17 protein-coding genes are annotated in these 15,861 nt (G+C 67.8%); 3 read left to right on the top strand and 14 right to left on the bottom strand.

The features are described from left to right. Positions 1 to 12: 12 nt before the first annotated feature. From odhB to ABLE38_RS06630, 8 genes are all read right to left on the bottom strand, one after another. Positions 13 to 1,227: a 2-oxoglutarate dehydrogenase complex dihydrolipoyllysine-residue succinyltransferase gene (gene odhB / locus ABLE38_RS06665; RefSeq protein WP_348973373.1), complete on the bottom strand. Its 1,215-nt coding sequence runs from the start codon at positions 1,225 to 1,227 to the stop codon at positions 13 to 15. Between the two features lie 27 nt (positions 1,228 to 1,254). Next, positions 1,255 to 4,191 (bottom strand): 2-oxoglutarate dehydrogenase E1 component, encoded by a 2,937-nt coding sequence (locus tag ABLE38_RS06660; protein WP_348973372.1) that lies wholly within the window; start codon positions 4,189 to 4,191, stop codon positions 1,255 to 1,257. A 157-nt stretch (positions 4,192 to 4,348) separates the two neighbouring features. Further along, a complete protein-coding gene (gene sucD / locus ABLE38_RS06655; protein ID WP_348973371.1) occupies positions 4,349 to 5,233 on the bottom strand; it encodes a succinate--CoA ligase subunit alpha in 885 nt (294 codons plus the stop codon). 4 nt (positions 5,234 to 5,237) lie between these two features. Beyond that, positions 5,238 to 5,828 carry a hypothetical protein gene (locus ABLE38_RS06650; RefSeq protein WP_348973370.1) on the bottom strand — a complete coding sequence of 197 codons (591 nt, stop codon included), beginning with the start codon at positions 5,826 to 5,828 and terminating at the stop codon, positions 5,238 to 5,240. After that, complete coding sequence (locus ABLE38_RS06645; RefSeq protein ID WP_348973369.1) at positions 5,825 to 6,331, bottom strand: hypothetical protein; 507 nt, start codon at positions 6,329 to 6,331, stop codon at positions 5,825 to 5,827. Before ABLE38_RS06645 ends, ABLE38_RS06650 begins: the two co-directional genes overlap by 4 nt. After that, entirely contained in the window at positions 6,328 to 7,290 is a 963-nt protein-coding gene (mdh, locus tag ABLE38_RS06640; protein WP_348973368.1) for a malate dehydrogenase, read from the bottom strand. Before mdh ends, ABLE38_RS06645 begins: the two co-directional genes overlap by 4 nt. Positions 7,291 to 7,450: 160 nt before the next feature. Next, positions 7,451 to 7,732 (bottom strand): hypothetical protein, encoded by a 282-nt coding sequence (locus ABLE38_RS06635; protein WP_348973367.1) that lies wholly within the window; start codon positions 7,730 to 7,732, stop codon positions 7,451 to 7,453. A 4-nt stretch (positions 7,733 to 7,736) separates the two neighbouring features. Continuing rightward, entirely contained in the window at positions 7,737 to 8,066 is a 330-nt protein-coding gene (locus ABLE38_RS06630) for a YbjQ family protein (RefSeq protein ID WP_348973366.1), read from the bottom strand. A gap of 108 nt (positions 8,067 to 8,174) precedes the next feature. On the opposite strand from ABLE38_RS06630, the gene ABLE38_RS06625 reads away from it, so the two are divergent. Together ABLE38_RS06625 and ABLE38_RS06620 are read left to right on the top strand one after the other, a co-directional pair. After that, entirely contained in the window at positions 8,175 to 8,540 is a 366-nt protein-coding gene (locus ABLE38_RS06625) for a hypothetical protein (protein WP_348973365.1), read from the top strand. Beyond that, the gene (locus tag ABLE38_RS06620) at positions 8,540 to 9,682 is read left to right on the top strand and encodes a glutathionylspermidine synthase family protein (protein ID WP_348973364.1); all 1,143 of its coding nucleotides are present in this window, start codon (positions 8,540 to 8,542) and stop codon (positions 9,680 to 9,682) included. Before ABLE38_RS06625 ends, ABLE38_RS06620 begins: the two co-directional genes overlap by 1 nt. A 61-nt stretch (positions 9,683 to 9,743) precedes the next feature. On the opposite strand, the gene ABLE38_RS06615 is transcribed toward ABLE38_RS06620, so the two are convergent. Next, on the bottom strand, positions 9,744 to 10,154 hold the full coding sequence (locus ABLE38_RS06615) for a VOC family protein (RefSeq protein WP_348973363.1): 411 nt from the start codon (positions 10,152 to 10,154) through the stop codon (positions 9,744 to 9,746). A 94-nt stretch (positions 10,155 to 10,248) separates the two neighbouring features. Between ABLE38_RS06615 and ABLE38_RS06610 the strand changes: the two genes are divergently transcribed. Further along, positions 10,249 to 10,755, top strand: a complete 507-nt coding sequence (locus ABLE38_RS06610; protein ID WP_348973362.1) for a winged helix-turn-helix transcriptional regulator — start codon at positions 10,249 to 10,251, stop codon at positions 10,753 to 10,755. On the opposite strand, the gene ABLE38_RS06605 is transcribed toward ABLE38_RS06610, so the two are convergent. The 5 genes from ABLE38_RS06605 to ABLE38_RS06585 are packed head-to-tail and all read right to left on the bottom strand — an operon-like array spanning position 10,752 to position 15,777. Next, positions 10,752 to 12,785, bottom strand: a complete 2,034-nt coding sequence (locus ABLE38_RS06605; protein ID WP_348973361.1) for a glycoside hydrolase family 2 TIM barrel-domain containing protein — start codon at positions 12,783 to 12,785, stop codon at positions 10,752 to 10,754. The genes ABLE38_RS06610 and ABLE38_RS06605 overlap by 4 nt on opposite strands. A 29-nt stretch (positions 12,786 to 12,814) precedes the next feature. Then, positions 12,815 to 13,927: a cell division protein ZapE gene (zapE, locus tag ABLE38_RS06600; protein ID WP_348973360.1), complete on the bottom strand. Its 1,113-nt coding sequence runs from the start codon at positions 13,925 to 13,927 to the stop codon at positions 12,815 to 12,817. Beyond that, positions 13,924 to 14,397, bottom strand: a complete 474-nt coding sequence (locus tag ABLE38_RS06595) for a PaaI family thioesterase (protein ID WP_348973359.1) — start codon at positions 14,395 to 14,397, stop codon at positions 13,924 to 13,926. The genes zapE and ABLE38_RS06595 overlap by 4 nt, the downstream gene beginning before the upstream one ends. Beyond that, positions 14,394 to 15,179 carry a succinate dehydrogenase iron-sulfur subunit gene (locus ABLE38_RS06590; RefSeq protein WP_348973358.1) on the bottom strand — a complete coding sequence of 262 codons (786 nt, stop codon included), beginning with the start codon at positions 15,177 to 15,179 and terminating at the stop codon, positions 14,394 to 14,396. Before ABLE38_RS06590 ends, ABLE38_RS06595 begins: the two co-directional genes overlap by 4 nt. Positions 15,180 to 15,237: 58 nt before the next feature. After that, on the bottom strand, positions 15,238 to 15,777 hold the full coding sequence (locus ABLE38_RS06585) for an ATP-dependent Clp protease proteolytic subunit (protein ID WP_348974458.1): 540 nt from the start codon (positions 15,775 to 15,777) through the stop codon (positions 15,238 to 15,240). Between the last annotated feature and the right edge of the window lie 84 nt (positions 15,778 to 15,861).

The raw sequence follows: 15,861 nt of genomic DNA, 5'->3' as shown, positions 1-15,861 counted from the left end.
GGGTTCGGTCGATCAGAGGTCGATCAGCAGCCGGGTCGGATCCTCGATCGCGTTCTTGAGCGCGACGAGGAAGGTCACCGCCTCGCGGCCGTCGACCAGGCGGTGGTCGTAGCTGAGCGCGAGGTACATCATCGGGCGGACGACGACCTGGCCGTCGCGGACCACCGGGCGGTCCTCGATGCGGTGCAGGCCGAGGACGGCCGACTGCGGCGGGTTGATGATCGGGGTCGACATCAGCGAGCCGAACACGCCGCCGTTCGAGATGGTGAAGGTACCGCCCTTCATCTCTTCCATCTTGAGCGTGCCGTCCTTGGCGCGCTTGCCGAAGTCGCCGATCGTCTTCTCGATGCCGGCGACCGACAGCGTCTCGGCGTCGCGGATCACCGGGACGACCAGGCCCTGCGGGGCCGAGACGGCGACCGAGATGTCGCAATAATCGTGATAGACGATCTCATCGCCTTCGATCGAGCCGTTGACGCCCGGGATGTCCTTGAGCGCCATGCAGGCGGCCTTCACGAAGAAGCCCATGAAGCCCAGGCGGACGCCGTGCTTCTTCTCGAACAGGTCCTTGTACTTGGTGCGCGCCTCGATCACCGCGGTCATGTCCACGTCGTTGAACGTGGTGAGCATCGCGGCGGTGTTCTGCGCTTCCTTGAGGCGCTTGGCGACGGTCTGGCGCAGGCGCGTCATCTTGACGCGCTCTTCCTTGCGGCCGCCGGTCGGGGCAGCGGCGGCAACCGGCGTCGGAGCGGCAGCGGGAGCCGGGGCGGGCTTGTTGCTCGCGGCGGTCAGCACGTCGTCCTTGGTCAGGCGGCCGTCCTTGCCGGTGCCCTGCACGGTCGAGGGGTCGACGCCGGTCTCGAGCACCGCGCGGCGCACCGACGGCGAGAGCGCGGCGGCTTCACCGCCGGCTGCGGGGGTCGGAGCCGGTGCAGCGGCGGGCGTGGGCGCAGGCGCCGCGGCAGGCGCCGGGCTCGGCGCGGCGGCGGCACCGCCCTCGCTCACCACGGCGATCACGGCGCCGACCTCGACGGTGTCGCCGACCTTGACGAGCTGCTCGCCCATCACGCCCGCGACGGGGCTGCCGACCTCGACCGAGACCTTGTCGGTCTCGAGGCTGGCGATCGGCTCGTCGAGCTGGACGGGGTCGCCGGGGTTCTTGAGCCACTCGCCGACCGTGGCTTCGGTGATCGATTCACCCAGCACCGGGACTTTAACGTCTGCCATTTTCTTTCCTCGTTCCTGGGGACGGGTTTACTGGTTGCGGGTCCGGCGAATTTCTTCGCGGACATTGTGACCGAGCGCGTCGGCGACGAGCGCCCCCTGCTCGGCCTGGTGGCGCTTCATCAGGCCGGTGGCGACCGCCGCGGCAGGCGCACGGCCGGCATAGCGGGGCCGGGCGACCTTGCAGCCGGCCTGCTTCAGGCTCGCCTCGATGAACGGCTCGACGAAGGTCCAGTAGCCGTTGTTCTTCGGCTCTTCCTGGGCCCAGACAATGTCCTCGACATTGGTCATGCGCGCGACACGCGCCGCCAGTGCATCGCCCGGGAAGGGATAGAGCTGCTCGATGCGGACGATCGCGGTGTTCTTGTCGCCCGCGGCGTCGCGCGCCTCGATCAGATCATAGGCGACCTTGCCCGAGCACAGCACCAGACGCTTCACCTCGGCATCCGCCGGCGCGTTGGGATCCGAGAGGATGCGCATGAAATGCGTATCGCCCAGGAAGTCCTCGGCCTTCGACACCGCGAGCTTGTGGCGCAGCAGCGACTTGGGCGTCATCTGCACCAGCGGCTTGCGGAAGTTGCGGTGCATCTGGCGGCGCAGCAGGTGGAAGTAGTTTGCCGGCGTCGTGATGTTGACGACCTGCATATTGTCTTCCGCGCAGAGCTGGAGATAGCGCTCCGGACGCGCCGAGCTGTGCTCGGGGCCCTGGCCCTCGTAACCGTGCGGCAGCAGCATCACCAGGCCGTTGGCGCGCAGCCACTTGGCCTCGCCCGCGGCGATGAACTGGTCGATCATGATCTGCGCGCCATTGGCGAAGTCGCCGAACTGCGCTTCCCACAGCACTAGCGTCTTCGGATCGGCAAGCGCATAGCCGTACTCGAAGCCAAGCACGCCGTACTCTGAGAGCGGGCTGTCCAGCACCTCGAACGTCCCGTGCGGGATCGTCGTGAGCGGGATGTAGCGATGCTCGTCCTTCTGGTCGACCCAGACGGCGTGGCGCTGCGAGAAGGTGCCGCGGCCCGAATCCTGGCCCGAGAGGCGGACGCCATAGCCTTCCGACAGCAGCGCGCCGAAGGCCAGCGCCTCGCCGGTCGCCCAGTCGAAATTCTCGCCGCTGGCGAACATCGCGCGCTTGGCATCGAGCACGCGGCCGAGCGTCTTGTGGATCTCGAGATCGGCGGGAACCTCGGTCAGCGTGCGGCCGAGGCTGTCGAACAGCTTCTTCTCGATGCCGGTATCGACGCTGCGGCGGGCATTCTCCGAATCGGCCGGAGCCGACAGGCCCGACCAGCGGCCGCCGAACCAGTCCGCCTTGTTGGGCAGATACGACTTGCCGCTCTCGAACTCGCCCTCGAGCAGCAGGTTGAACTGCCTAGTCTTCTCGTCGACGAAGCCCTGGTCGATCGTGCCCTCGGCGATAAGGCGCTTCGAATAGACCTGGCTGACCGGCGGATGCTGGCGGATCGCCTTGTACATCAGCGGCTGGGTGAACGAGGGCTCGTCGCCTTCGTTGTGGCCGAAGCGGCGATAGCACCACATGTCGATCACGACGTCGCGCTTGAAGGTCTGGCGGAACTCGATCGCCATCTTGCAGGCGAAGGTCACCGCTTCGGGATCGTCGCCATTGACGTGGAAGATCGGCGCCTGGACGCCCTTGGCGACGTCCGACGGATAGGGCGAGGAGCGCGCGAATTGCGGGCTCGTCGTGAAGCCGATCTGGTTGTTGATGATGAAGTGCAGGCAGCCGCCGGTGTTGTAGCCGCGGATGCCCGAGAAGCCGAGGCACTCCCAGACGATGCCCTGGCCGGCGAACGCCGCGTCGCCGTGGAGCAGCACGGGCAGCGAGCCGGTGTGCTTGTCCAGGTCGCCGGCGATCGTCTGGATCGCGCGGGTCTTGCCGAGCACCACCGGATCGGCGGCCTCGAGGTGCGAGGGGTTGGCGACCAGCGACATGTGGACGCTGATCCCGTCGAACTCGCGGTCGGTGCTGGTGCCGAGATGGTATTTCACGTCGCCCGAGCCGCCGACGTCATCGGGGTTGGACGAGCCGCCCGAGAATTCGTGGAAGATCGCGCGGTACGGCTTCGACATCACGTTGGCGAGCATGTTCAGCCGGCCGCGATGCGCCATGCCGTAGACGATCTCGCGCACGCCGAGCTGGCCGCCATATTTGATGATGGCTTCCATCGCCGGGATCATCGCTTCGCCGCCGTCGAGGCCGAAGCGCTTGGTGCCGACATATTTCTTGCCGCAGAACTTCTCCCACTCCTCGGCCTCGATGACCTTGGAGAGGATCGCCTTCTTGCCGTCGACGGTGAACTGGATCGCCTTGTCGCGGCCTTCCAGCCGCTCCTGGAGGAAGCGGCGCTCCTCCACGTCGGCGATGTGCATGTATTCGAGGCCGACATTGCCGCAGTAATTGGCGCGCAGGATGTCGACGAGCTCGCGCACCGTCGCCTTTTCCAGGCCGAGCGTGCCGCCGAGATAGACCGGGCGATCGAGATCGGCGCCGGTGAAGCCGTGATATTCCGGCGTCATGTCGGCGGGCAGGTCCTGGCGGGCAAGGCCGAGCGGATCGAGCGTGGCGGCGAGGTGGCCGCGGACCCGGTAGGTACGGATCAGCAGCATCGCGCGGATCGAATCGCCGGCAGCGCGGGCGATGTCGGCTTCCGACGCGGCCGGGCCGGCGGGCTTGGGCGAAGGCGCAGCGCCGCCCTTGGCCGGCTTGGGCGCGGGCTCCATCTGGGTCGGGTCGAGCCCGGCGGTGAGGGCATCGGTCTCGGCGAGCGGCCAGCGCGGATTGGCCCAGCTCGGGCCCGAGGCCGCGCTTTCGAGGCCTTCGAAGAACTGCTGCCACTGCGGCTCGATGCCGGTGGGGTCCGCCTTGTAGCGGCGGTACAGCGTCTCAACGAAGGCGGGGCTCACCCCACCGGCGACTTGCTCGAAATCCAGGCCCTCATAGCCCATCGTCAATTCCTCAAACTTCCCCTCTTCCACCGGAAGAGGGAGGAGCCCAAGCCGCAGGCTTAGGCGGGGGAGGGTGGCGGACGATCCCTCGATCCTCCTAACCCTTCCGGCGCTTCGCGCCTCCCTCCCTCTCCCGGCGGGAGAGGGAGCTTAGGTGTTAACCCTTGAGCACTTCGACAAGGGTCGAGCCGAGCTCGGACGGGCTGGCCGCGACGCGGATGCCGGCCTCTTCCATCTTGGCGATCTTGCTCTCGGCATCGCCCTTGCCGCCCGACACGATCGCGCCGGCATGGCCCATGCGGCGGCCCGGAGGCGCGGTGCGGCCCGCGATGAAGCCGGCCATCGGCTTCTTGCGGCCCTTCTTGGCCTCGTCGATCAGGAACTGGGCGGCTTCCTCTTCCGCCGAGCCGCCGATCTCGCCGATCATGATGATCGACTTGGTCGCCTCGTCGGCGAGGAACAGTTCGAGCACGTCGATGAAGTTGGTGCCGTTGACGGGGTCGCCGCCGATGCCCACCGCGGTGGTCTGGCCGAGGCCGGCATTGGTGGTCTGGAACACCGCCTCATAGGTCAGCGTGCCCGAGCGCGAGACGACGCCCACCGAGCCCGGCGAGAAGATCGAGCCCGGCATGATGCCGATCTTGCACTGGTTCGGGGTGAGCACGCCGGGGCAGTTCGGCCCGATCAGGCGCGACTTGGAGCCCGAGAGCGCGCGCTTCACCTTGACCATGTCGAGCACCGGAATGCCCTCGGTGATGCAGACGATCAGCGGGATCTCGGCGTCGATCGCCTCGAGGATCGAGTCCGCGGCGAAGGGCGGCGGCACGTAGATCACCGACGCATCGGCGCCGGTCTTCGACTTGGCCTCCGAGACGGTGTCGAACACGGGCAGGCCGATATGCTCGGTGCCGCCCTTGCCGGGGGTCACGCCGCCAACCATCTGCGTCCCATAGGCGAGCGCCTGCTGGGTGTGGAAGGTGCCGGTCTCACCGGTCATCCCCTGGGTGATGACCTTGGTGTTCTTGTCGATCAAGATGCTCATGCGTTCACTGGGCTCCAGGCGCTTTGGATTCGGTTAGGGAGGAGGTGCGCAGCACGACCCAGCCGCCATAGGCGGCGGCGGTCATGCGAGCGCCCTCACGAGCGGAAGTGGCGATCGACGCGCCGACTGCGCTGGCAGACGGGCGGGCGGTCAGCGGCACGCTGTCCTCGTCGGGAAGGACGAGCTTGCGCGCGGCGAAATAATCGTCGTCGGACATCGCGTGCCACAGCACGGTGCAGCTGTCGCCGAGCGCGGTGCCGTTGGACTGCGCCGTCGGCGGCAGCAGATAGAGCTGGCCGCCGGCGATCCGGTAGATGGTGTTGGTCACCTGCGCCGCGGTGGGGGCGGGGAGCTTCTCCGCCTCGGCGCGCGTCTCGACCGTGCTGGCGCCGAGCGCGCGCTGGGCCGCGGCGGGCAGGCTGGCGAAGGTCATCGCCTCGGCGACGTTCTTGCTCAGCCGCACCGCGCCGCTGACGCAGGCGGCCTGGAACAGCGGCACCGGCTCGGCCGGCGCGGTCGGCGTCGCTTCCTGGGCCTGGGCGAGCGACGGAAGCAGGGCAAGCACGGTTGCCAATGCGGAGGCGCGAAGCATCATGGGGCCGTCTTCTCCTCGAGCATGTCGATCGCGATGACCCCCATAGCGCCCTGAACGCCGCCGACCGACTTGCTCACCGCCACGAGGCGGGTTCCGCGCGCCTGCGGCATCCAGACGGCGATACCGTCCTGAAGCTTGTTCGGCTCGCGGCCCATCTGGCCCGTCACAGCGGCGACCGTCTCGATGAACTCGGCGCCGGCACGCGAGATCGCGCAGGCGGTGTTCGCGTCTTCGATATAGCGGGTCTTGAAGCCGACCGTCAGGATCCGGTCGGATGCGCCGGGCGACACGAAGATCGTGCCGCGCATCGCGGGCGCTTCGAGCATCAGCGCGTCGACGTTGTCGCTGGACCACCCCGAAGTGCGCGCCAGCGCGCCGGTGCCGGAAAAGCCATTGGCCTGGCTAAGGCACAGGCGCGCGAAATCATCCGCCATCGCGGTCGCGCCGTCGAGCGGGAGCGGTGACGCTCCCGCCAGCGCGGCGGCGATGGCGGCTTGGATCACGCGAGCGAGCCGTCGATCGCCTTGCAGGCGACCAGCAGTTCCTTCACCGCGTCGACCGAGACGGTGAGGTTGGCCTTGGCTTCGTCGGTCAGGTTGATCTCGATGACCTTCTCGACGCCGTCCTTGCCGATGATGATCGGCACGCCGACGTACAGGTCGTCGACGCCGTACTGGCCGGTGAGGTGCGCCGCGGCGGGCAGGACGCGCTTCTTGTCGTAGATATAGCTCTCGGCCATCGCGATCGCCGAGGTGGCGGGGGCGTAGAAGGCCGAGCCGGTCTTGAGCAGGCCGACGATCTCGCCGCCGCCCGAACGGGTGCGCGCCACGATCGCGTCGATGCGCTCCTGGGTCGAGAAGCCCATCGCGATCAGGTCGCTGACCGGGATGCCCGAGACGGTCGAATATTCGAGGACCGGGACCATGGTGTCGCCATGGCCGCCGAGCACGAACGAGTTCACGTCCTTGACCGAGACCTGGAATTCCTCGGCGAGGAAGTGGCTGAAGCGGGCCGAATCCAGCACGCCGGCCATGCCGACGACCTTCTGGTGCGGCAGCCCCGAGAATTCGCGCAGCGCCCACACCATCGCGTCGAGCGGGTTGGTGATGCAGATCACGAACGCGTCGGGCGCGTTGGCGGCGATGCCCTCGCCGACGGCCTTCATGACCTTGAGATTGATGCCGAGCAGGTCGTCGCGGCTCATGCCCGGCTTGCGGGCGACGCCGGCGGTGACGATGATCACGTCGGCGCCTGCGATATCGGCATAGTCATTGGTGCCGGTGATCTTGGCGTCGAAACCCTCGACCGGGCCGCACTGCGAAAGGTCGAGCGCCTTGCCCTGGGGCACGCCTTCGACGACGTCGAACAGGACGATGTCGCCCAGGCCCTTGAGTGCTGCGAGGTGCGCGAGCGTACCACCGATGTTACCGGCGCCGATCAGCGCGATCTTCTTGCGGGCCATGGAAACTCCCTATGGGTCTGGTTCAACCGGACACAGGCGCGCGTACCGGCGCGCCGGTGAAAGCGGTGGCGGCTTAGGCCCATAATAGGAGAGTCGCAACCCATGAAAAAGGGCGGTAGGTGATTATCTTTGCAACTAATTCGCAAGTGCATTAAGGCGGTTAACCCTCGTCGACATAGCGCCGTTCGCCGGTTTTCGGATTGTACCAGACCGTCACCGGCCGCCCGGTCTCCTCGTCGAGGAAGCGCTCCGCGGTCGGCTGCCAGCCCGGCGCGTCCGGCGCGGCCACCGCCCCGCGATAATAGAAGCGCTCGAACACGGTGCCGAGCAGGACCAGCGCCGCCATCGCCAGCATCGGCCAGCTTGCCGCATCCCACAGCGCCATCCCGAGCGCGGCGGCGAACCACACCGCCGCGGCGATCATCACGAGCAGCCGCAGCACCCGATCAATCCAGCGGCGCGGGATCGAGCACCACGGCGGTGCCATAGGCGACGACTTCGTTCATCGACTGGGCGATCTCGCCCGAATCGAAACGCATCATCACCACGGCATTGGCGCCCATCGCATGCGCGTTGGCGATCATCCGGTCGATCGCGTGCCGCCGCGCATCCTCGACCAGCCGGGTATATTCGGGGATCTCCCCGCCGACGATCGAGCGCAGCGAGGCCGTGATGTTGCCGCCCAGGCCGCGGCTGCGCACGACGACGCCGAACACCTGGCCCAGCGTGCGGGCCACGGCGTGGCCCGGGATATTCTCGGTGGTAGTGACGATCATGGTTTGCCCCCGCGCGAATCGATGCGCGCATCCTGCACCGCCGCTCGCGCGATTGCCAAGCGCCCCGCCGGGCTGGTAGCCCCTCGGCTGGGGAGAGCGAGGGGCAAGATGCGAAAAACCATCGACTATTCGATGCTCAAGGTCACTGCGGCGACGTCGGCCGCGCTGCTGGCGACGAGCTGCGGCGGCGGCACGTTGGTGGCGAACCAGCCGACGCGGTTGTGCGTCGACGATGCCGGGCAGCGGATCGCCGACACGCGCTGCGGCAGCACCGGAGGCGGCGGTGCGCATGGCGGCGGCCATGCCTATTATGTCGGCCGCGGTCAGCGCGTCCCCGAGATGGGCGAAGCGGCGACCGGCGGCTCGACGCGCCCGAGCGCGGGCGTTTCCTATTCGAGCGTCAGCGAAGGCTCGGTATCGCGCGGCGGCTTCGGGCGCTCGGCGAGCGTCCATGGCGGTTTCGGAGGCGAGTGATGCGCCGCACGCCGCTCGCGCCGCGGCCCGACTGGCAGGCGCGCGTCGAGGCGTTAGGACTGGTCTGGCACAGCGTCGGCGACCGCCCCTATTGGGAAGAGAGCGCCTGCTATCGCTTCACCGCGTCCGAGGTCGCCGAGATCGAGGGCGCGACTGCCGAGCTCTACCGCCTGTTCCTCGAAGCGGGCGAGCATGTGCTGGCCAACAACCTGCTCGGCAGCTTCGGCATCCCGGAACCCGCCTGGGCGGCGATCCGCCGGGCCTGGAACGAGGAGCCGCCGGCGCTCAACTTTGGCCGCTTCGACCTGGGCTATTCGGGCGACGGCCCGCCCAAGCTGTTCGAATTCAACTGCGATACGCCGACCAGCCTGATCGAGGCCGCAGTGATCCAATGGGACTGGAAGGAAGCGGTGTTCCCCGCGCTCGACCAGTATAACAGCCTGCACGAGAAGCTGGTCGACAAGTGGCGCGACATCGCTCCGCTGCTGCGCGGCGGCCATGTCCATTTCGCGCATGTCGCCGACGATGCCGGCGAGGATACGGTCACCATTGCCTATCTGCGCGACACGGCGCAGGCGGCCGGGCTGGCGACGCAGGCGATCACGATGGAGGATATCGGCTGGAGCCACACGGCGCGGCGCTTCGTCGACCTGCAGGACCGGGTGATCGAGAGCTGCTTTCACCTCTATCCCTGGGAATGGCTGCTCGCCGAGGATTTCGCGCCCGAACTGCTAGAAAGCCTGGGCACCACCCGCTGGATCGAGCCGATCTGGAAGGCGATGTGGAGCAACAAGGCGATCCTGCCTGTGCTGTGGGAGCTGTTCCCCGGCCATCCCAACCTGCTCCCGGCAAGTCGCCGCCAGCTGCCCGGCGGCGACCAGGTTGCCAAGCCGCTGCTCGGGCGCGAAGGCGCGAACGTTTCGATCCTGCGCGGCGGCGAGGTGGTGGCCGAGACCGAGGGGAGCTATGACGAGAGCGGCTGGATCTACCAGGCACTCTATCCCCTCAAGGACTTCGGCGGCGGCTATCCGGTGATCGGCGCCTGGATCGTCGACGGCGCGCCGGCGGGCATGGGCATCCGCGAGGACGGCCTGATCACCGGCAACACCGCGCGCTTCGTACCGCACGTGATCGAGGCCTAGCGGCGTTCAGGCCTGGACGTCTCAGCATGCTCCCCTCCCTGAAAGGGAGGGGGATTGCGCCTCAGCCCTGCCCGGCCAGGTCCTGGTAGAGCATCAGCGCGTTACCATCGGGATCGTAGAAGGTGAGCAGCCGGACCATCGCCGGGATTTCCTGCACCGGCCCGTCCTGGCGTACGCCCGCGGCGTCGAGCACCGCCTTGGCCGCGTCGAGATCGATCACGCCGAAGGTGGGCGTCGCGCCGCCGCCCTGGATCACGCTCTCGCGCTGGGCGAGGCCGATGTTCACGCGGCCGACCGGGCTCTCCAGCTCGGCCCAGGCGATCTCGTCGACCCGATAGAGGAAGTTCATCCCCAGCACGTCGCGGTACCAGGCGATGCTGGCGTCGAGATCGGTGACGTTGATCGCGCAGGTCAGGCCGCCGTCATAGCCAAGCGCGGCGGCGCGGGCAGGTGCTTCGAGCGTGGTTGCCATTTGCATTCTCCGACTCTATGGTTCCATTTGTATAGTCGATATGAATTTGGCGATGGAGTCAATGGCCCCCGAACCCGCGCAACTTTTGCGCATATTGGAGTCCAATCGCTGGGCGATCCCGGTGCTGGCGTTGCTCAGCCGCGAGCAGGGCTCGCGTTTCGCGGTGATCGCGCGCGCCTTCGGCCTGTCGCACAACAGCCTGACGCGCTGCCTGGCGCTGCTGAAGGACGCCGGCTGGGTGATCCCCAATCCCGGCCATGGCCACCCGCTGCGCCCCGAATATATCCTCAGCGAGCCGGGGCGCCCGGTGGCGGCATATTGCGAGCGGATCGAGGCGGCGCGGGTCCGGCTGAAGCTGGCGGATGCCGGCCTGCCGCGCTGGTCGCTGCCGCTGGTCGCCGGGATGGGGCCGGACTGGACGCGCTTCGGCGAATTGCAGACGCGCCTCGCCCCGGTCACGCCGCGCGCGCTCTCGGCCACGCTCAAGGCAGTGATCGACGAGGAGCTGGTCCGCCGCAAGCTCGAGGACCGTTATCCGCCGCTGCCACTCTATGCGCTGACGGGCAAGGGGCAGGATCTGGCGGGGGCGCTGCTCGGCTAGCGCTCCGCTTTCTCCCTCGCCGCATAGTCCTCCGCCAGCACTGCGAATGCCAGTTTGCGCTGGCCGGTCTCCGAGATCAGCCCCTTGCGGTTCCAGCCCTGCTGATAGACCGGGTGCTGGCGGCGCGGCGAGCGGAAGTCCTTGAGGATCCACGGGCTCATCCCGCGCAGGAACGGCACCTTCGCCGCCATCTCGAGCGTGCGGCGATAATAGTCGGCCTGATATTCCTCGCTGTACTTGTGCGGTCCCTGCACCGCCACGGCGGCGATGCTGCCGAGCGGAACCGAACCGCCAGCGTCGGTCAGGACGGGCAGCGCGCGGATCGCGGCCAGCTGCGCATCGGTCGGGGCGGGATTGTCGCCGAGCGTGGCGATGCGGATCGCGGCGTCGAGTGCGGCAGTCGAAGCGCCGGCGCGCGCGGCCGCGGCGCGATCGGGCGTGATCGCGATCCCGGCGCGGTCGTGATAGCCGTAGAGCGCATCGGCGCCGAGCTCGGAGAAGATCAGCGGCTTGGTCACCGGGCTCTTCCACGTGATGCTCGGCAGGTCGGCGAGCGGGTCGTCCGAATACCAGCCATTATATGTGTTGATCGCCATCACATCGAGGTCGCCGACCAGCGGATCGTCGATGCGCATCTCCTTGCCCTGGCGCGCGCTGAGCAGCGCGGCGGTGACGAGGCGGCTGTCGTCGAGCGTGCGGACGTCGCCGATCAGCGCGCGCAGGAACGTGTTGCGGGCATCGGAGACGGGCGTCTCGTTGGCAACGCTCCACAGGATGATCGCGGCGCGGTTGCGATCGCGGCGGATATTCTCGGCGACCATGCGGCGCGCGGTGGCCAGCGTATCCGGATTGCTCCAGGCGACCCGCCAATAGACCGGCACTTCGCTCCACACGAGCAGGCCCATCTCGTCGGCGAGGCGAGTCGTCGTCTCGTCATGCGGATAGTGGGCGAGGCGGACGAAATTGGCATGCAGGCCCAGCTTGATCTCCGAGAACAGCGCGCGGGCGGCGGCGGGGCTCATCGCGCGAACGGGGTCCTTGCCGAGCTCTTCCTCGTGCATCGAGATGCCGCGCAGGAAGATCGATCTACCGTTGAGCAGGATGCGGTCGCCCTGCACCTCGATCGTGCGGAAGCCGATGCGATCGGTGAAGCGATCGGCGCCGGTGGTGATCTGGATGTCGTAGAGAATCGGGCTCTCGGGCGACCAGCGCTTGAGGTTGCGGGGGACGGGGAGCGTGGCCTTCCAGTTGCCGTCGCCATCGGTCCTGCCTTCGGCCGTCGCGCCGAGCGCGGGGATGGCGAGGCGGATCGGCGCGTTGGCGGCCTGGGGCCCGAGCAGGTGCGCATCGATCGCAATGCGATTTTCCTTGGTCAGCCGCACGAAGGCGTCGTCGACAAAGGTCTCGGGCACGGTAACGAGGCGGACCGAGCGAGTGATGCCGCCATAGGTCTCCCAATCGGTGACCGGCGGGGGCACGTCGCTGTCGCTGCGCTGCGAATCGACTCCCACGGTGACCTGGTTGCTGCCGGGGCGGAGCGTGTCCGTGACGTCGAAGGCGAAGGGCGTGAAGGCGCCGACATGCTTGCCCACCGGCTTGCCGTTGAGGAATACGCTGGCGGCATAGTCGGCGCTGCCGAAGCGCAGATAGACGCGCTTGCCGGGCCCCGCGGGAGCATAGTCGAAGGTCCGCTGGTACCAGACCAGCCCCTGATAATAGCGCATCTCGGGCGCATGCCCGATCCAGCTGCCGGGCAGATGGGTGACCGGCGAGCGTTGCATGTCGAACTCGAACAGCGCGGTCGGGCGCTTCGCCGCCTCGTCGGCCTGGATCGCGTCTTGGTAGCGCGCGGTGCTTTCGCTGGGCGGCCCGCCATGGAAGCCGGCAACGCCGTCGCGAAAGGGATCGACCGACCAGTGCCAGGCGCCGTCGAGGCTCTGGCCGGGGCGCAGATCGGCGGCGACCAAAGTCTGCGCAGCAGCCGCAAACGGCGTCAGCAATGCCGCAAGCACGAGCCCGATCCAGCGCATATGCTCTCCCTCTTGTCTTGAGGAGGAGCCTAGTGCTCGCCGTGGCCCTCCGCCAGATACTCATCTGAGCGCATTTCGAGCAGGCGCGAGACGGTGCGCTCGAACTCGAAGCGGCCATCGCCCTTGTCGTACAGCTCCTGCGGCTGGGCATCGGCGGCGGCGAGCAGCTTGACGTTATGCTCGTAGAGCGCGTCGATCAGCGTGACGAAGCGCGCCGCCTCGTTGCGGTTCTCGGGGCCGAGCTTGGGGATGCCGACCAGGATCACGGTATGGAAGCGCCGGGCGATGGCGAGATAGTCCGCCGCGCCGCGCGCCTCGGCGCACAGCCGCTTGAACGAGAACACCGCGACGCCCTTCAGGCACTTGGGCACATGCAGTTCGCGACCGCCCTGCACATCGATTTCGCAGGCGGGCACATGCGCGCGGTCCTCGACCGGATAGTCGGTCAGCCGGAAGAAGGCGTCGGAAAGCTGCTTGGTTGCCTCGGGCCCGTTGGGCACCAGCCAGGTGTCCATCCGCCCGAGCCGGTCGCGGCGATAATCGACCGGGCCGTTGAGCGCGAGCACGTCCATCTTGGTCTCGATCAGCTCGATGAAGGGGAGGAACAGCTCGCGGTTGAGCCCGTCCTTGTAGAGGTCGCGCGGGGTGCGGTTCGAGGTAGCAACCATGGTCAGGCCGTGGCCCATCATCTCGGTGAACAGCCGCGAGAGGATCATCGCGTCGGCGGGATTGTTGACCACCATCTCGTCGAACGCGAGCAGGCGCACGTCCTCGGCCATCGCGTCGGCGACCTTCACCACCGGGTCACGCGTGTCCTTCTTGCGCTCCTCGTTGAGGCGCTCGTGCACTTCGAGCATGAACTCGTGGAAATGGACGCGGCGCTTCCGTCGGATGTTCACGCTCTCGTAGAACAGGTCCATCAGCATCGATTTGCCGCGGCCGACATCGCCCCAGATATAGAGCCCGCGCGGCGGCTCGGGCAGCCGGCCGAGCGCACGCCACAGGATGCTGCCCTTCCTGGGTACCGCCTCGAGTGCGACCGCGAGCGCGTGCAGCCGTTCGGCGGCGGCGGCCTGTTCGGGGTCGGGGCGCAGCTCGCCCGCGGCGACCAGCGCGCGGTATCGGTCGAGGACGTTGGTCATGCCGCGCCGATCTTCGCTGGCGGCGAACTCTTGCGGAGCGTGCCGAGGAAGCTGGCGACGGTGACCTCGCCCTGGCGGACCACGCCACGCAGGAAGAGCATCCGCCCGGTCTCGCGCAGCAGCTCGATCTCGGCCTCAGTCTCGGTATCGATCGCGCCGCCGGCGATGAACTGGATCGACATGTCCACGGTAGAGGCCGGCCCGGCGAGCACGCCCAGCCCGCGCGACGCGGCGAACAGCGCCATGTCGATGAAGCCGGCCAGCGCGCCGCCATGGATGTGATCGCGCAAATTGGAATGCTGGCGCGCGAACTTCGCCCGCACCCGCGCGCTGGTCGCGCTATCCGCCTTTACCGACAGAGCGCCGATGAAGCTGTTGAACCGCCCCTCGTCCAGGATCTGCCAGCGCTTCCAGCCCGGGCGATCCGGATCGTCCTCGTAGCGGAAATGCTCCGGGGCAGGCGCGCTCAAAGCGTGCGCTCGGCTTCCATCTTCTTGATCTCGGCGATCGCCTTGCCCGGGTTCAGGCCCTTGGGGCAGACGTTCGCGCAGTTCATGATCGTGTGGCAGCGATAGAGGCGGAACGGATCCTCGAGATCGTCGAGGCGCTCGCCGGTCATCTCGTCGCGCGAATCGGCCAGCCAGCGATAGGCCTGGAGCAGGATCGCCGGGCCCAGGAACTTGTCGCTGTTCCACCAATAGCTCGGGCACGAGGTCGAGCAGCAGGCGCACAGGATGCACTCGTACAGGCCGTCGAGCTTCTCGCGGTCGGCCGGCGACTGGAGGCGCTCCTTGCCCGAGGGCGTGGTCGACACGGTCTGCAGCCACGGCTTGATCGAGCTGTACTGCGCGTAGAAGTGCGTGAAATCGGGCACCAGGTCCTTGATCACGTCCATGTGCGGCAGCGGCGTGATGCGGATGTCGCCCTTGATGTCCTCGATCGCGGTGGTGCAGGCGAGGCCGTTGCGCCCGTCCATGTTCATCGAGCAGGAGCCGCAAATCCCCTCGCGGCACGAGCGGCGGAAGGTCAGCGAGCTGTCCTGCTCCGACTTGATCTTGATCAGCGCGTCGAGGACCATCGGGCCGCACTCGTCGAGGTCGATCTCGAAATTGTCGTAGCGCGGATTCTCGCCCGAATCCGGATCGTAGCGGTAGATCTTGAACGTCTTGACGTTCTTCGCGCCCGGGGCCGCCTTGTGCTCCTTGCCCTTGGTGGAGATGCGGCTGTTCTTGGGAAGGCGGAAGTCGGCCATCGAGGGGATCCTTATGCTTGGCCGCGCGATAGCCAATCGCGCCGCGGGGCTCAACCTCTCAGATGATATCGAGCACCAGGCCGAGCGAGCGCGCCTCCTCGGCCTCGATATACCAGTTGGCCGGGGCGCGCTCCTGCACCTCGTCGAAGCCGACGCGGCTGCCGGCGATGATCTCGCGGAAGCCCTCTTCCTCGATCCGCACCGATTCCTCGATCTCGTGCAGCTTGGCCTTGAGGCTGGCGACCTGCATCTTGAGCGGGCCGGACAGCTCGACGGTCGAGTGGATCTGGCGCTCATGGACCATGATCCGGGTGCCGCGCGTCAGGAAGCGCTTGTCGGCGGGAAAGGCGGCCATGAAGGTGGCGCCGGCCGAATAGACCGCGACCTTGCCGAGGAACAGCGTCTCGCGCCCCGAATAGTCGCGCAGCAGCCGGATCTCGTCGCCCATCAGCCGCGCGACCTCGGGATCGCCGCCGAGCGTCGACAGCGACACGACCAGCGCGCCCTCGCGCGGGGCGGCGGCGAGCTGGTCGCGGAAATCGGCATACATCGCCTGGTCGACGGTGCCGGACAGCGCGACGTGCGGCCGGGCGAGCAGCGGATAGCGCGCGGCCTGGCTGTCGTCGGCGGGATAGGCGGGTTCGGGTGCGGGGTTCTCGGTCACGGCCGCGGTAACCGCTCG

The organism is Sphingomonas sp. KR3-1 (assembly GCF_040049295.1).
In the GTDB taxonomy this organism is placed as follows: domain Bacteria; phylum Pseudomonadota; class Alphaproteobacteria; order Sphingomonadales; family Sphingomonadaceae; genus Sphingomonas.
This window is presented reverse-complemented; position numbering and strand designations above follow the sequence as displayed.

Excerpts from the sequence above, each read along its gene's own strand:
- ABLE38_RS06625 (WP_348973365.1), top strand. The coding sequence starts at position 8,175 with ATGCGAAAAACCATCGACTATTCGATGCTCAAGGTCACTGCGGCGACG.
- zapE (WP_348973360.1), bottom strand. The coding sequence starts at position 13,927 with ATGACCAACGTCCTCGACCGATACCGCGCGCTGGTCGCCGCGGGCGAG.
- ABLE38_RS06590 (WP_348973358.1), bottom strand. The coding sequence starts at position 15,179 with ATGGCCGACTTCCGCCTTCCCAAGAACAGCCGCATCTCCACCAAGGGC.
- ABLE38_RS06620 (WP_348973364.1), top strand. The coding sequence starts at position 8,540 with ATGCGCCGCACGCCGCTCGCGCCGCGGCCCGACTGGCAGGCGCGCGTC.
- ABLE38_RS06605 (WP_348973361.1), bottom strand. The coding sequence starts at position 12,785 with ATGCGCTGGATCGGGCTCGTGCTTGCGGCATTGCTGACGCCGTTTGCG.
- ABLE38_RS06660 (WP_348973372.1), bottom strand. The coding sequence starts at position 4,191 with ATGGGCTATGAGGGCCTGGATTTCGAGCAAGTCGCCGGTGGGGTGAGC.
- ABLE38_RS06615 (WP_348973363.1), bottom strand. The coding sequence starts at position 10,154 with ATGGCAACCACGCTCGAAGCACCTGCCCGCGCCGCCGCGCTTGGCTAT.
- mdh (WP_348973368.1), bottom strand. The coding sequence starts at position 7,290 with ATGGCCCGCAAGAAGATCGCGCTGATCGGCGCCGGTAACATCGGTGGT.
- sucD (WP_348973371.1), bottom strand. The coding sequence starts at position 5,233 with ATGAGCATCTTGATCGACAAGAACACCAAGGTCATCACCCAGGGGATG.
- ABLE38_RS06630 (WP_348973366.1), bottom strand. The coding sequence starts at position 8,066 with ATGATCGTCACTACCACCGAGAATATCCCGGGCCACGCCGTGGCCCGC.
- ABLE38_RS06650 (WP_348973370.1), bottom strand. The coding sequence starts at position 5,828 with ATGATGCTTCGCGCCTCCGCATTGGCAACCGTGCTTGCCCTGCTTCCG.
- odhB (WP_348973373.1), bottom strand. The coding sequence starts at position 1,227 with ATGGCAGACGTTAAAGTCCCGGTGCTGGGTGAATCGATCACCGAAGCC.